The sequence below is a fragment of the Mesorhizobium sp. 2RAF45 genome (assembly GCF_052115225.1).
In the GTDB taxonomy this organism is placed as follows: Bacteria; Pseudomonadota; Alphaproteobacteria; order Rhizobiales; family Rhizobiaceae; genus Mesorhizobium; species Mesorhizobium jarvisii.
In genome coordinates this window covers 600,521-614,158 of sequence record NZ_JBFRGG010000001.1, presented here as the reverse complement: position 1 = coordinate 614,158, position 13,638 = coordinate 600,521, and the positions used below count along the sequence as shown (strand labels likewise).

Annotated in this window: 14 protein-coding genes; 7 read left to right on the top strand and 7 right to left on the bottom strand. The window is 63.6% G+C overall.

Annotated features, from left to right (window positions below; all coding sequences use genetic code 11):
• The first annotated feature begins 1 nt into the window (after nt 1).
• On the top strand, nt 2-2,812 hold the full coding sequence (locus AB4Z43_RS03050) for a CHAT domain-containing protein (protein ID WP_441935839.1): 2,811 nt from the start codon (nt 2-4) through the stop codon (nt 2,810-2,812).
• Nucleotides 2,813-2,850: 38 nt separating this feature from the next.
• On the opposite strand, the gene AB4Z43_RS03045 is transcribed toward AB4Z43_RS03050, so the two are convergent.
• Nucleotides 2,851-3,582 (bottom strand): glutathione S-transferase family protein, encoded by a 732-nt coding sequence (locus tag AB4Z43_RS03045; protein ID WP_064983908.1) that lies wholly within the window; start codon nt 3,580-3,582, stop codon nt 2,851-2,853.
• 1 nt (nt 3,583) lies between these two features.
• Complete coding sequence (locus AB4Z43_RS03040; protein ID WP_019858974.1) at nt 3,584-3,889, bottom strand: Rieske (2Fe-2S) protein; 306 nt, start codon at nt 3,887-3,889, stop codon at nt 3,584-3,586.
• Nucleotides 3,890-3,987: 98 nt separating this feature from the next.
• Between AB4Z43_RS03040 and AB4Z43_RS03035 the strand changes: the two genes are divergently transcribed.
• The 3 genes from AB4Z43_RS03035 to ilvC all read left to right on the top strand — a co-directional run bounded on the left by AB4Z43_RS03035 (nt 3,988) and on the right by ilvC (nt 6,315).
• A complete protein-coding gene (locus AB4Z43_RS03035; protein ID WP_019858973.1) occupies nt 3,988-4,446 on the top strand; it encodes a MarR family winged helix-turn-helix transcriptional regulator in 459 nt (152 codons plus the stop codon).
• A gap of 169 nt (nt 4,447-4,615) precedes the next feature.
• Nucleotides 4,616-5,269, top strand: a complete 654-nt coding sequence (locus AB4Z43_RS03030) for a TetR/AcrR family transcriptional regulator (RefSeq protein ID WP_202359714.1) — start codon at nt 4,616-4,618, stop codon at nt 5,267-5,269.
• A gap of 26 nt (nt 5,270-5,295) precedes the next feature.
• Nucleotides 5,296-6,315, top strand: a complete 1,020-nt coding sequence (ilvC, locus tag AB4Z43_RS03025; protein WP_010910140.1) for a ketol-acid reductoisomerase — start codon at nt 5,296-5,298, stop codon at nt 6,313-6,315.
• Between the two features lie 77 nt (nt 6,316-6,392).
• Here the strand turns inward: ilvC and AB4Z43_RS03020 are convergent, their stop codons facing one another.
• A complete protein-coding gene (locus tag AB4Z43_RS03020; protein ID WP_441935836.1) occupies nt 6,393-6,977 on the bottom strand; it encodes a BA14K family protein in 585 nt (194 codons plus the stop codon).
• A gap of 188 nt (nt 6,978-7,165) precedes the next feature.
• Between AB4Z43_RS03020 and AB4Z43_RS03015 the strand changes: the two genes are divergently transcribed.
• The gene (locus tag AB4Z43_RS03015) at nt 7,166-8,281 is read left to right on the top strand and encodes an endonuclease/exonuclease/phosphatase family protein (RefSeq protein ID WP_441935834.1); all 1,116 of its coding nucleotides are present in this window, start codon (nt 7,166-7,168) and stop codon (nt 8,279-8,281) included.
• A gap of 41 nt (nt 8,282-8,322) precedes the next feature.
• On the top strand, nt 8,323-9,039 hold the full coding sequence (locus AB4Z43_RS03010; RefSeq protein WP_019858968.1) for a hypothetical protein: 717 nt from the start codon (nt 8,323-8,325) through the stop codon (nt 9,037-9,039).
• Here AB4Z43_RS03010 and AB4Z43_RS03005 read toward each other — a convergent pair.
• The 4 genes from AB4Z43_RS03005 to AB4Z43_RS02990 all read right to left on the bottom strand — a co-directional run bounded on the left by AB4Z43_RS03005 (nt 9,036) and on the right by AB4Z43_RS02990 (nt 12,624).
• Nucleotides 9,036-9,278, bottom strand: coding sequence for a hypothetical protein (locus AB4Z43_RS03005; RefSeq protein ID WP_019858967.1), 243 nt, complete (start codon nt 9,276-9,278; stop codon nt 9,036-9,038). The genes AB4Z43_RS03010 and AB4Z43_RS03005 overlap by 4 nt on opposite strands.
• Before the next feature lie 121 nt (nt 9,279-9,399).
• The gene (locus AB4Z43_RS03000; RefSeq protein ID WP_441935831.1) at nt 9,400-10,617 is read right to left on the bottom strand and encodes an ABC transporter permease; all 1,218 of its coding nucleotides are present in this window, start codon (nt 10,615-10,617) and stop codon (nt 9,400-9,402) included.
• A 2-nt stretch (nt 10,618-10,619) separates the two neighbouring features.
• Nucleotides 10,620-11,327 carry an ABC transporter ATP-binding protein gene (locus AB4Z43_RS02995; protein WP_441935829.1) on the bottom strand — a complete coding sequence of 236 codons (708 nt, stop codon included), beginning with the start codon at nt 11,325-11,327 and terminating at the stop codon, nt 10,620-10,622.
• Between the two features lie 4 nt (nt 11,328-11,331).
• A complete protein-coding gene (locus AB4Z43_RS02990) occupies nt 11,332-12,624 on the bottom strand; it encodes an efflux RND transporter periplasmic adaptor subunit (RefSeq protein ID WP_019858964.1) in 1,293 nt (430 codons plus the stop codon).
• A 101-nt stretch (nt 12,625-12,725) separates the two neighbouring features.
• Here AB4Z43_RS02990 and AB4Z43_RS02985 point away from each other — a divergent pair, with 101 nt between their 5' ends.
• A complete protein-coding gene (locus AB4Z43_RS02985; RefSeq protein ID WP_069092427.1) occupies nt 12,726-13,634 on the top strand; it encodes a PhzF family phenazine biosynthesis protein in 909 nt (302 codons plus the stop codon).
• Nucleotides 13,635-13,638: the final 4 nt, after the last annotated feature.

The following is a 13,638-nucleotide window of genomic DNA, read 5'->3' as shown; positions in this document are numbered from 1 at the left end:
CATGTTCAGAACACGAAAATCGCAATATCTGATGCGCGTTGTTGCATCTGTCCTGGTGATGCTGGCGGCGGCGTTTCTCTCACCGCAGGCACAAGCCCAGACGCCGGACCAAGCCAGGCAGCAGGGGGCGGCTGGCACTGAAGAGGCGCTGAAGGCCCGCATTGACGCGGCCTACAAACTGATGATGGACACAGGACGCTTCGATGAAGGCTATGCGCAATTGCGCGCCACGCTGCTCGATGCCGCCAGAAGCGACCTCTACGACTTCACCGTGGAGAGCTACTCGAATGCCGGCGCGACGTTCCTCAACAACCAGATTCTCGACTACGCCGAAGAGATTTTTGCCGAAGGGCTGAAAACCAGGGCGATGCAGCAGGATGTCGCCAAGCGCGGCGACTTTTATCTCAACTACGCGATGCTGAAGCAGACCGAGAAGGACTATCAGGGCTTCGTTTCCATGTGCGCGACAGCCACCAATCTATACGCCCATTACCACGGCAAGGAATCCCAGGAACTCCTGTTTGCCAACGATGTGTTGGCGACCGGGGTCGCCGCATTCGGTCAAATCGCGTCGGCCATCAATATCGAGCAGCGCAATCTGAGGTTGGCTGCGCAGGTAGCCGGTACCGATGATCGTTTCATCTGGAAGCTGCAGAACAATCTGGCCGACATGCTGCGCCAGATGGGGGCTCCAACACGCGCCTTGCAATACGATCTGGCCGTGCTGGAGAAGCGGATCGGCTACTACGGCTCAGATCACTTCAACGTTTTGGTCACCGCCAACAACACGGCGCAGGACTATCTGGACCTTGGCAAATACGACGAGGCCTTGCGCTATTTCCAGCAGGATCGGGACATTGCCGTCGTTCTCAAGCGGGAAGGCAATCTGGTCGAACAGGCGGATGCCTGGCTGCTCTATACCAGGGCACTCTCTGGTGCGCAGCCGCTGGATCAGCCGACAATGGCAAGGCTGCAACAACTGACCACCGACCCGAACTATCCCGAAATACTGGCAATCAAGATCGCCAACCTGCTCGCCGCGCATTTCATCGCAGTGGGCGACACGGAAAACGGCATGAGCCAGCTTGAGCGAGCCCAAAGCATCGCCGAAGCGACGTACGGGGTGGTGCACCCGCTTACCTTTGGCGCGCGGCAGGCCATGGCCAATCTCAGGGCGAAGACGAGCCCGGAGAAGGCGGCTGCCGATTTCGCGACTCTCGACGAGGACATGCTGCGTTGGAATTGGTTCCAGGTAAGCACTGCCGGCAACCCAATCGTGGCCGAGGCCAGCCGCGCCCTGGCCGACGACATGCTGTACGACTATGCGCGCCTCGCTAAAGGCAATGCATCGGTGGTGCCGGCCTTTGCCGAAGCCGTGCGCCGCTGGCCGACGCTTGAAAATGAGAAACGCGATCTGTTGCGCAGACTGTCCCGCTTGATCGATCCGAACGATACGGAGACACGGTATTTGATCCAGACCGGGATTCGGCTGTCCTTGGCTTATCAGGAGTCGTCCTCCAGCGGTGACAGTTCCGACGATCCAGGGGCGGTGCAGCCGGGACAGGTTCAGGCGGCATACGAAAAGGCCACGGCCAGAGTCATGGCCAAATACAGTTTCAGCCAGAGCGTGGTGGACAAGCCGCTGCCGTCGGCCGGCGCCCTGCTGAAGCCAAACGAGGCGCTGATCGACTACTTCATTACCCGCAAGTGGCGGGCGGATCGTGAGAGTGCCGATCCGCTGGAAGACGAGCGCCTCTATGCGATCGTCACCCGCAAGGATCGGCAGCCGTCTCTCTATGATCTCGGCGATCCACGCCGGCTCATCCCGGCCGCTCGCGAAACACGCATGGCGAACCTGAGGTCGACGCGTTCCGCGCAGGAACGGGGCGCGGTGACCTTGATCGATCTGAGCGCCACATTCACCGGGCTTTATGCCGGTCTGATCGCGCCGTTAGAGCCGTCGCTTGGTGGCGCCGATACGCTTTTCGTGGTGCCGGACGGAAAACTGTTTTCGGTGCCATTCCCCTTGCTGCAGGACGGCAGGGGCGCGTCGCTCGATGACCGTTTCGTCGTGCGCATGCTGACGCGGCCGGAATCGCTGTTGAATGCCGGCGTCGATCAGAGTTTTCCCAAGACGGGCAGAGCCTTGCTGGCCGGCGGGTTGGACTATGCGCGAGGTTCGGAAAAAGGGGCGGAGCCGCTGCCCGGCACCCGCAAGGAGGTCGACGCGATCGCCTCGATCCTGAGCGGTGATCACTATTCGGTCGAAATGCTCACCGGGACGGCGGCCAGCGAGCGGATGCTGCGCAAGGATATGGAGCAGGCGACGATTGCGCATCTGGCCACCCATGGCGCCTACCGTGATGAGAAAGAGGGCGGCGTGGGCGCCGTGAATGCGCTTTGGCAGAGCCAGGTCGTGCTGTCGCAGTCGGGAGACCGGCAGTCGATGAAACGTGATGACGATGACGGTCGGCTCTATGGCATGGAATTGATGAGCTGGGATTTGTCAGGCCTCGACCTGCTTGTCCTGTCCGCCTGTGAGACGGCTCGCGGCCAGGAGACATTCGTCGGCGGTTTGCGCGGCCTGCCGACGGCAATCGGCATTGCCGGCGCAAAACGCTCGCTGTTGACGCTGTGGCCTGTGGACGACGCCGGAACCGCTGCCTTCATGGTTGGGTTCTACGGCCATCTTGCCGCCGGACAAACCTATCCGGAAGCGCTGCGTCAGACCCGCCGCGATGCCCGCGACCGCAAAATATCAGGCGCCCAGGATCCGCGGGTCTGGGCCGCCTTTGTCATGTTCGAGAACTGAGGCCGCTCGAAGCGCATACTTGCTCACGATCCGTGCGTTCAAGCCGATCGTGCCAACGCAAATGGTCCGGCTTGATCGTTTCGGCGGATGAGGCTCGACAGAAAGGATCCCTTTGCTTGCAGAAAAGCATGCAGACGCTGCGGATAATCCGGCGCTACGGCGTGCTTGATCGACGGACGATCATTCAACGCCTTCCGCCAGGCCTGGACGTGCGGCTTGCCGTCCAGGATGCCGAAATCGCCGATCCGGTCGAAAGCGTCGAGATATCTGAAGACAGGCCCGTACACCGCATCGACCAGCGAAAAGCGGTGGCCGGCGAACCATGGCGCGCTCCGCAAGGCATCGTCCGCCAGTTCGGCCTCAAGGCGGTCAAACATTCCCGACAGCGCGCGGGACTCGGCAAGGAAACCGGCCTCGGTCGGTGCTGAATAGAGCCGGCCGATGGCGTTGAGCACGGCCGAGCCGTATTCGATCCAGGCACGGTGCCGGGCACGGGCGTAGGGGTCGGCCGGGTGGAGGGGATTGGCCTGTGTCTCCTCGAGGAATTCGAGGATGACCGCGGATTCGAAGATTGTCGTTTCGTCGCCATTTCGCTGGACGCGCAACAGCGGCACCTTGCCGAGTGGCGAGATCGCCTTGAACCAGTCCGGCTTGTCGGCGAGGTCGATGTCGACGCGCTCGAACGGCACGCCCTTCTCGGTCAACGAGATCGCCGCACGCTGGACATAGGGGCAGAGAGGGTGGCTGACGAGAATGAGCTTGTCGGTCATTTCACTCTCCCCAGACATAGTTCAACGCGCCGTTTTCGACGCGTGTCGACAGGAACATCAGACGGGAATTCTTCGGTGCCGGACCGTCGATGCGTTCGCCCGACATCATGTCGAATGCGGCGCCGTGCCATTGACAGACCAGCCTGCCATCCTTGCAGTTCAACGGCCCGCCGAAATGCAGACAGGCATTGGCGGCGGCGCGGATGCGTTCGCCGCTGCGCCAGACATGGACCTCGCGGCCGAAGAATGGGGCGATCAGGCTGCCTGTCTCGGGGACGTCGGCGATCTTGCAGATCTCGTGTTTCATGGGTTTGCCTTTCGATGTTGATGCAGTTGCATTTATATAGATGCACATGCATTTATCGTCAAGCTTGATGCATTTGCATCTATCGTCTAGGGTGGGCCATGACCGAGAAAGCCACGCCTTCGCCGGAAGCCATCACCGCCTGGGCCCGCCTGATGCGCGTTTCGCGCCAGCTGGTGGAGAATGCCGAGGACGCGTTGAAGGAGAGCGGCTTGCCGCCGCTCGCTTGGTACGACGTGCTGCACGAACTCGCCGAGGCGGGCGAGGGCGGCCTGAGGCCTTTTCAATTGATCGAGCGCACTTTGTTTGCGCAGTACAACATCTCGCGGCTGCTGGCCCGGCTAGAGGCCGACGGTCTGGTCGAGAAGCTGCCGGTGGCCGATGATGGTCGCGGCCAGACCATCCGCATCACGGCCAAGGGGCGCGAGACGCGCCGGCGGATGTGGGCCGTCTATGGACGATCAATCGCCGACCTGGTTGGCGGCAAACTTTCAGCGGATGAGCTGAAGATGATGTCGGCGCTGCTTGGCCGGCTGCGTGATCCGGCTGTCCTCGACTGATCTTGGCCGCTGTGCCGCGACGCCTCAATGACAGCGCTGGCGCTCGCGGCCGTCGATCTTTTTCCGCGCCGCCCCCTTGCGCGCCGGGCCGGATTGCGCAATATGCCGAACCGTAACGTACGGTACGGCTTGCCGGGCTAATCGGTTTGCCTGTCCGCGAGGGAAGAGCGTGTTGCACATCGTGCCTGACATCGACACCAGCGAGACGCTGACGGAGCGGCAGAAGGCCGTTCTGGATGCGGCGTTGCGGCTGTTGGTCGAGGAGGGCGATCAGCTGACCATGACCGCCGTGGCCAGGCGGGCCAGCTGCTCCAAAGAAACACTCTACAAATGGTTCGGCGACCGCGACGGGCTGTTGACGGCAACCGTGCAGTGGCAGGCCTCCAAGGTGCGTGTGGCGCCCGTCGACGCCAAGGGGCTCGACCTTGCCTCGCTGACGGCAAGCCTTGAGCGTTTCGCTTCCGACTGGCTGAAGGTGATTTCCAGCGATACTTCGATCGCGCTCAACCGGGTGGCGGTCGGGCATGCCGGCTCGGGTAAGGACGACCTCGGCGCCGTCGTGCTGGAGAATGGCCGCTTCGCGCTGGCCCGGCGGCTGAAGCCGGTGCTGGAGGCCGGGCGCCAGGCCGGGCTTCTGGATTTCGCGGATGCCGAGACGGCGTTCCGCACCTTTTTCGGGCTAGTCGCCCGCGACGTGCAGATCCGTCTGCTGCTCGGCGACCGGCTGGAATTGACTGAGGCGACGATCGGCGGCGATACCGTACGGGCGACGCAGCAGTTTCTCGCTCTTTTCGGAGCAAAAACCGGGCCGCAGGGCCTCTGATCTTAGAAACGGGAAGGAAGTAAAAAATGCGCGTCTATTACGATCGTGATGCCGATCTCAACCTGATCAAGGGCAAGAAGGTCGCCATCATCGGCTATGGCAGCCAGGGCAGGGCGCATGCGCTCAACCTCAAGGATTCCGGCGCCAAGGAAATCGCCATCGGCCTCAAGGCCGGCTCGGCGACCGCCAAGAAGGTCGAGGCCGACGGGCTCAAGGTGATGAGCGTGGCGGACGCCGCCAAATGGGCCGACCTGATGATGATGGCGACGCCCGACGAGTTGCAGGCCGACATCTACAAGAACGAGATCGCGCCGAACATCCGCGACGGTGCGGCGATCGCCTTCGCGCACGGCCTCAACGTGCATTTCGGCCTGATCGAGCCGAAGTCGACCGTCGACGTCGTCATGATCGCGCCGAAGGGCCCGGGCCACACGGTGCGCGGCGAATACCAGAAGGGCGGCGGCGTGCCGTGCCTGGTCGCCGTCAACCAGGATGCCTCAGGCAATGCGCTCGACCTGGCGCTGTCCTACGCCTGCGGCGTCGGCGGCGGCCGTTCGGGCATCATCGAGACCAATTTCCGCGAGGAATGCGAGACCGATCTGTTCGGCGAGCAGGTCGTGCTGTGCGGCGGCCTGGTCGAACTGATCCGTGCCGGCTTCGAGACGCTGGTGGAAGCCGGCTACGCACCGGAAATGGCCTATTTCGAGTGCCTGCACGAGGTCAAGCTGATCGTCGACCTGATCTATGAGGGCGGCATCGCCAACATGAACTACTCGATCTCGAACACCGCCGAGTGGGGCGAGTATGTCTCGGGCCCGCGCATCATCACCGCCGAGACCAAGGCCGAGATGAAGCGCGTGCTGAAGGACATCCAGACCGGCAAGTTTACTTCGGAATGGATGCAGGAATACCGCGCCGGCCTGTCGCGCTTCAAGGGCATCCGCCGCATGAACGACAGCCACCAGATCGAGGAAGTCGGCGCCAAGCTGCGCGCGATGATGCCGTGGATTTCGAAGAACAAGCTGGTCGACAAGGCCAAGAACTGATCGAAATCTGTTCTTCTTGATCAAAAAAAACGGCGCCCCCAGGCGCCGTTTTCATTTCCGCGTGGCGCGCTTACAGATCAGCTATAGGGCGACCAGCATTGCTGGCGCGGGCCGCCATAGGGCTGGAACGTGTTGTCCCAGGCACGATACGACCGGTAGCGGTTGTAGCACCACCGGACATGGGCATTCGAAAGCCGCCCGGCGCGGTAGTAGCGGCGCGGTGCCGGCGCATAGTAATCGTAGTTGTTGTAGTTGTTGTACATGCTGCCGAGGCCGAGCCCCAGGCCAAGGCCAAGGATCGCGGCACCCGCACCGTCATCATAGTAGCGGCGATGGTGATGGCGGCGCCAACGCCAGTCATCGCCGCCGTTCCAGTTTCCACGGTTCCAGTTTCCGCCATCCCAGTTGTTGCGGTTCCATTGCCGGCCACCGTTCCAGTGGCCTGACCGGCGCCATCTCCAGTCGTTGTTGAAAACCGGGCTATTGTTATTGCCACCAGCCCAGCTGTCGCGCACCGGCGTGACCGCCGGTGCTGTCGTGCCTGTGGGCAGCGCCAGATCCGGTTGCATGATCGGTCCGGCGGCCGATGGCGCCGTGATGCCGGAGACAATGCCGAGCGCAATCAGCCCGGATTTGATGGTGGATGAAAAGAGCGAGTTCATAACACTCTCCAAGAGCTGAAGGCCCCACGCCTACCCTGGAATGGGTCCACTGTGGATCTTTGCGTCTGAACGGCGGATGAACGGAAAGGTTCCGTCAACCATGGCGCGAATGCCGTCAGGTCCAAACGATCTTGGCTTGTGGTCCTGCGATCTTGTGTTCCGGCGCTCTTGCAGGCAAAGGTCAGGGCATGTCGCTGCGCCTTGCCACCTTCAATGTCGAGAACCTGATGAACAGGTTCGATTTTTCCGGCTATCGCAACCAGCTCAACGAGGATCGGACGCTGGCGCTGTTCGACATCCAGAGCGAAGCCGAATACAAGATGCTGGAGCAGGCTCGCGCCATCGCGCAGTCCGACGACACGCGCCAGCTGACGGCGCTGGCGATCGCCGCCACCCGCGCCGACATCATCTGCATGCAGGAGGTCGACAATATCGAGGCGCTGAAGGCCTTCGAATACGGCTATCTGTTCAAGATGGTGGGGCAGGGCTATCGGCAGAAATACACCACCTCAGGCAACGACTCGCGCGGCATCGATGTCGCCGTGATGATGCGCAACGAGACCGCGCAGGGACAGCCGATCGAATTCGTGCGCATGACCAGCCATGCCTACGTCACCTACGAGCAGTTCGGGCTGCACACGCCGGAACTGGCGGCCCTCGGCAGCGAGGCCAATGAACGCATCTTCCGGCGCGACTGCCTGGAAGTCGACATCACCGTGGGTGGCGTGCCGCTGACGCTCTATCTCGTGCATTTCAAGTCGATGGGCTCGCCACGCAACGGGCTCGACGGACGCGAGGCGACGATGCCTGTGCGTATCGCCGAGGCGAAAGCCGTGCGCCGGATTATCGAGGAACGCTTCGGTGCGGATCATGCCGCCGACAAGCGCTGGGCGATCTGTGGCGACATGAACGATTACCGCCAGCGCGTGAAGATCGCCGGCGACGACCTCGACGGCTACCGTTTCGAGGTGGTCGACGAGGCGCAGTCCTGCATCGACGTTCTGACCGCCGGCGGCTTCTGCGAGAACGTCATCGAGCGTCGGCCGGAAATGGACCGCTGGACCTTCTATCACACGCGCGGACCCGAAGAGCGGCATCTCTGCCAGCTCGACTATATCCTGCTGTCCAGGGGGCTGGCGGCGAAGAACGCCACCGCCGTTCCCGACATCATCCGCAATGGCCAGCCCTGGCGCACGATCTTTCCGGCCGGCCAGGAAGTCGAGCGCTTTCCGCGCGCCGGCTGGGACCGGCCGAAAGCGTCGGACCATTGCCCGGTGGCGATCACGCTGGACATGGTTGGATAAGAATGATCGGGGCTCGATAGGCGGTATTGGAGCTTAGACGCATGAGTTTCGATCTTCCGCGCAATGTCATCCTGCCCGTCGATGCCGTCGACGTCCGGCTCGATCCCGGCCCGCATCCCTTCGCCAGGGATAATGCCGAGGCGATCGCCGAGAACTGGCAGCGCGAGATAGCAGCCAATCCGGCGCTGTTCGACGGCACGGTGGTGCTGCTGTCGCAGCTTGCCTGGCGTGACAACAGCCTGATCGGCCGCTGCCATGCGGTCAACTACTCCACCTTCATGCTCTGGCGGAAGCAGCGCGAGAATTCCGGAGCCGAGCATGCCTATGCCCACGCCATGCTGGTGGCCGGCGACAATGCGCTGGTGGCGATCCGCATGGGACGTCACACGGTCAATGCCGGCCGCGTCTATTTCGCCGCCGGTTCGTTCGAGCCGGTCGATTTCCGCGATGGGCTGGTCGATGTCGACTTCAACATGATCCGCGAGGTGCGCGAAGAGACCGGCCTCGACCTGTCGGCTGCTGAACGCGGCGAGCGCTACCACGCCTTGTCGACGAACAGCGGCACGGTGATCTTCCGCCGTTATCACGAGCCGGCGCCGGCTGATGAGATCGCGCGGCGAATCTCAGCCTTCGTCGCCAGCGAAACCGATCCGGAGATCGAAGGGCCGGTGGTCATACGCCATGCCGGCGACCTGCCGGACGGGCTGACATCGTATATGAAGCCGCTGATCGAGTGGCACTTTTCCGGCCTGGATTAAGGGCGCGCCTTCTCCTGCGCCGCCTTGCGGTCGTTGCGGGCCGCGACGAGAAACAAGATTAAGCCGATGCCCAGCAACCCACCCATGGCCATTCCCATGGTCTGGCCGACGACTGCCTGGAAATCCGACGTGACGCGATCGGGATTGGCCATGCCGAAGCGGGCGAGATACCACCAGATGCCTGCCAGGGCGGCCTCGATGATCACCATCGTCACGATCAGTCGTGTCTTCTTGCTCATGTGTCGTTCCTCAACCTGAGATGTCTTAGCATCGTCGACCAGAGGGCGACAGTGCTGCCGGTGCAGGCAAGCATCCAAGGTTGGGAATAGCCGTCGCTCGTGATGGAGCCGGCCCGGCTTTCTACTCGTGCCGCAGCGCGTCGATCGGATCGAGGCGCGCGCCACGCAGCGCCGGGAAGAAGCCGAACACCATGCCGATCAGTGCCGAGAAACCGACGGCCAGCAGGATGACCGCCGGGCTTGGCGCGAAGGGGATGGTCAGCGTCGCCGAGGCGAGGCCGGCGAGCCCCAGGCCGATCAGGATGCCGATGATGCCGCCGAGCAGCGACAGCACGGTCGCCTCGACGAGGAACTGGATCAGGATGTGCTTTTCATGCGCGCCGATGGCGAGCCTGATGCCGATCTCGCGCGTGCGCTCGGTGACCGAGACCAGCATGATGTTCATGATGCCGATGCCGCCGACCAGAAGGCTGACGCCGGCGACCGCGCCCAGCATGCCGGTCATGGTGGTGGTGGCGCTGGCCATGGCGTCGGCGATCTGGGTCATGTCGCGGATGCCGAAATCGCTTTCGCGATCCGGCGTGATGCGCCTGATATCGCGCAAAATGTCCTCGACGCGCGGCTGCAACTCGCTGGTCGGGGTGCGGTCGTCGGCGGCGATGTAGATGTTGTCGATGTCGCGATTGCCGGCGATGCGGCGCTGATAGGCGTGCAGCGGCATCAGGACGACGTTGTCCTGGTCTTGGCCGAAGCCGGTGTAGCCCTTGGGTTCGAGCAGCCCGATGATCTTGCAGGAGGTGCGGTTGACGCGGATGATCTCGCCTTCGGGATCGCCGGCGCCGAAGAATTGCTGGCGCACCGTCTCGCCGATCAGGCACACGCCGGTGCCCGAGCGGGTTTCGGAATCGCTGAACGGCCGGCCGGACACCAGTTTCCAGTCGCGCGCATCGAGATAGGCGCTGTCGGTGCCGGTGACGCCTGAGGTCAGGCTTTCAGTGCCGAAGATGACGCGCACCTGTTTTTGCGAGGCCGGCGAGATGGCGCGCGCGCCGGTGAGATGCGCAACCAGCGCCGCGAGGTCCTTCTCGGCCAGCGGCCGCACCACCTGGTCGAGCCCGGCCGGGCCGCCGGGGCCTGCCGGGCGTCCGGCACGAACGACCAGAAGATTGCTGCCGAGCTTGGAGATGTCGGCCTTGACCTTCTGCGTCGTGCCGGAGCCGATGGTCAGCATGGCAATGACGGCGGCGACGCCGATGACGATGCCGAGCAGCGTGAGGAACGAGCGCAGCACGTTGCGGCGGATCGAGCGAAGCGAGAGGCGGACGGTTTCCCAGATCATGGTTATGCCGTCTCCAGATTCGCGGTGTCGGAGACGAGGTGGCCGTCGAGGAAGCGGATGGTGCGTTCGGCATAGTCGGCGACATCGGCCTCATGAGTGACCATGGTGACGGTCAGGCCGAGCTCCTTATTGAGCTTTGTCAGCAGCTCCATGATCTCGTGCGTGCGTGCGGTGTCGAGATTGCCGGTCGGCTCGTCGGCGACGAGCAGCGTCGGCCGGGTGACGATGGCTCGCGCGATGGCCACGCGCTGCTGCTGGCCGCCGGAAAGTTCGGCCGGCGTGTGATGCTCGCGGCCGACCAGGCCGACCTGGGCGAGCGCCTGCATGGCAAGGTCGCGGCGCTCGCGGCTGGCCACGCCGCGATAGATCAGCGGCAGTTCGACATTTTCGGCCGCCGTGGTGCGCGCCAGGAGATTGTAGCCCTGGAAGACGAAGCCGACATAAAGGTTGCGCAGCATGGCGCGGCGGTTGCGGTCGAGCCGGCCGGCATCGACGCCCATGAAGGAGTAGGTTCCGGCCGTCGGCGTGTCGAGGCAGCCGATGATGTTCATCGCCGTCGATTTGCCCGAGCCGGAAGGGCCCATGATGGCGACGAATTCGCCGCGCCGGATGGCGAGGTCGACGCCGGCCAGCGCGTGAACCCGGGCTTCGCCCTGGCCATAGCTCTTCCAGACCTTGTCGAAGGTGATGAGGGGCGCGCCCGCGGCCACGGCCTCAGCTCCGCAGCTGCGAGGTGGTGATGACCTGCGCGCCTTCCTCCAGGCCGGACGTGATCTCGGTCAGCTCGCCATCGGTCGAGCCGATCTTGACGTTGACCGCATGCGGCCGGCCGTTCTCCAGCACATAGAGTGTGCGCGAGCCGTCGGTGGGGGCCGTTGCGGCCTGGCGCTGGCGATTGCCGCCCGGACGGCCCATGCGGCCGGTAAACAGGTCACTGAAGCTCCATGCGCGGGCTGCTTGCTGCGTCGGGCGATAGCGGAAGGCGCTGGCGGGCACGGTCAGCACATCCTTGGCCTGTCTTGTGACGACCGAAACCGTGGCGGTCATGCCGGGGCGCAGCAACAGTTCGTTGTTGTCGACCTCGAGCCGTGCATTGTAGGTGACGACGCCGTCCGTCGTGACCGAAGCATAGGAGATGTCGCGGATCTCGGCGTCGAACGGCCGCTCCGGGAAGGCGTCGACGGTGAAGCGGGCATGCTGGCCAGTCTTGACGGCACCGATATCGGCCTCGTCAACCGCCGCCACCAGCTCCATGTTCCTCAGATCGGCGGCGATGATGAACAGCACCGGCGCCTGCAGCGAGGAGGCGACCGTCTGGCCGGGGTCGACCGAGCGCGTCAGCACGATGCCGTCGATCGGCGCGTAGATGGTGCTGTTGGCAAGGTCGGTCTGCTGCGATTTCAGATCGGCATTGGCGATGGCGAGATTGGCCTGCGCGCTATCAAGCGCTGCCTTCGAGCGGTCGCGCGTCGCCGTCGCTGCCTCCAGCGACTGGTCGGTCGCCATGCCGCGCTTGGTCAAGGCGGCCGCGCGCACCAGCGCGCTCTCGTTCTCGGCGAGCGTCACCGTGGCATCCTCGACATTGGCCGCCGCGCCCTTGGCGGAAGCCTCGGCGCGCTCGATTTGCACCTGCAGCTTGGTGGTGTCGAGGGCCGCCAGCACGTCGCCCTTCTTCACCTGCTGGTTCTCATTCACCGAGACCGAGCGGATGATGCCGGAGAGCTGGCTGGAAATGTCGACCTGGGTGAGCGGCTGCAGTGTGCCCGTCGCCGAGACCTGGACAGTGAGGTCGGCCCTGGCGGCCGGCACGGTGGTATAATCGATCCTGGCGGGCGTGCCAGCATACCACTGATAGAGGCCAAGACCGGCGGCGAGCACGATCAGGGTCAGCAACGCATAGAGCCAGCCACGCCGGCGCGTCTTGCTCCGCCCCTTCTTATCGAGCCCGAGCGCCGTCTCGATGGCGGAATCCGATTCCGTCTTTGGCAGATTGACAATCTGGTCCACGTCGGACCCCTATGATGCGTAATGTCCCTGTCTGTGCACAGATCAGGGTTACCGGTCCAAATATCAAATTAAATTTCGCCCATGTTGGGATTGAGGCAGGAATGCAAACCCGGAATTACTTGCTTTACGATGTGTTTACGACCGAGCGACTGGCCGGCAACCCGCTGGCCGTGGTGTTGGATTGCAAAGGTCTGGACACGGCAGCGATGCAGGCCATCGCGCGCGAATTCAACCTGTCCGAGACGGTCTTCGTGCTGCCGCCGGACAACCCCAAGCATAAAAACCGCATCCGCATCTTCACGCCGGACTATGAAATGCCGTTCGCCGGCCATCCGACAGTTGGTTCGGCAATCGCGCTGGCCGACCTGGCCGGCGAGGACGGAGCCGGCATCTTCGTGCTGGAGGAAAACATCGGCCCGGTGCGCTGCGCCGTCAGCAGGCATGACGGCGCCGCTTTCGCCGAGTTCGACCTGGCGAAATTGCCCGAGCCGTTGAAGCTCGAGGCCGATCCGCAGGCGATCGGTGCCGCCCTCGGCCTGGCGCCGCATGAGATCGGCTTCGAGAATCACCGCGTCGCCTTCTGGTCGGCGGGCGTGCCCTATGTGACCATTCCGGTCGCCAATCTCGAAGCGGCGGGCCGCATCCGGCTGGACAACCAGGCCTGGTCGGAGCTGGCGCCGCGCAAGAGCGAGTGGGCCTTCGCCAGCCCCTATGTCTATTGCCGCGAGACGGTGAACCATGAGAGCGCCTTCCATGTGCGCATGATCGTGCCCGGCACGCCTTCCTATGAAGATCCGGCGACCGGTTCGGCGGCGGCCGCTTTCGCCGGCGCGATCATGCATTTCGATGCTCCGACCGATGGCATTTCGCAGCTGTGGATCGAGCAGGGGCTGGAGATGGGCCGGCCGTCACGCATCCGCCTGGAACTGACCGTGCAGGGCGGAAAACTGGCCTCCGCGCGCATTGGCGGCCATGCGGTCAAGGTGGCGGAAGGCAGACTGTTCGTCTGATCGC

What these genes read in the sequence shown, in the direction of transcription:
- AB4Z43_RS03050 (WP_441935839.1), top strand. Translation starts at nt 2, where the DNA reads ATGTTCAGAACACGAAAATCGCAATATCTGATGCGCGTTGTTGCATCT.
- AB4Z43_RS03045 (WP_064983908.1), bottom strand. Translation starts at nt 3,582, where the DNA reads ATGACCGACAAGCTCATTCTCGTCAGCCACCCTCTCTGCCCCTATGTC.
- AB4Z43_RS03040 (WP_019858974.1), bottom strand. Translation starts at nt 3,889, where the DNA reads ATGAAACACGAGATCTGCAAGATCGCCGACGTCCCCGAGACAGGCAGC.
- AB4Z43_RS03035 (WP_019858973.1), top strand. Translation starts at nt 3,988, where the DNA reads ATGACCGAGAAAGCCACGCCTTCGCCGGAAGCCATCACCGCCTGGGCC.
- ilvC (WP_010910140.1), top strand. Translation starts at nt 5,296, where the DNA reads ATGCGCGTCTATTACGATCGTGATGCCGATCTCAACCTGATCAAGGGC.
- AB4Z43_RS03020 (WP_441935836.1), bottom strand. Translation starts at nt 6,977, where the DNA reads ATGAACTCGCTCTTTTCATCCACCATCAAATCCGGGCTGATTGCGCTC.
- AB4Z43_RS03015 (WP_441935834.1), top strand. Translation starts at nt 7,166, where the DNA reads ATGTCGCTGCGCCTTGCCACCTTCAATGTCGAGAACCTGATGAACAGG.
- AB4Z43_RS03010 (WP_019858968.1), top strand. Translation starts at nt 8,323, where the DNA reads ATGAGTTTCGATCTTCCGCGCAATGTCATCCTGCCCGTCGATGCCGTC.
- AB4Z43_RS03005 (WP_019858967.1), bottom strand. Translation starts at nt 9,278, where the DNA reads ATGAGCAAGAAGACACGACTGATCGTGACGATGGTGATCATCGAGGCC.
- AB4Z43_RS03000 (WP_441935831.1), bottom strand. Translation starts at nt 10,617, where the DNA reads ATGATCTGGGAAACCGTCCGCCTCTCGCTTCGCTCGATCCGCCGCAAC.
- AB4Z43_RS02985 (WP_069092427.1), top strand. Translation starts at nt 12,726, where the DNA reads ATGCAAACCCGGAATTACTTGCTTTACGATGTGTTTACGACCGAGCGA.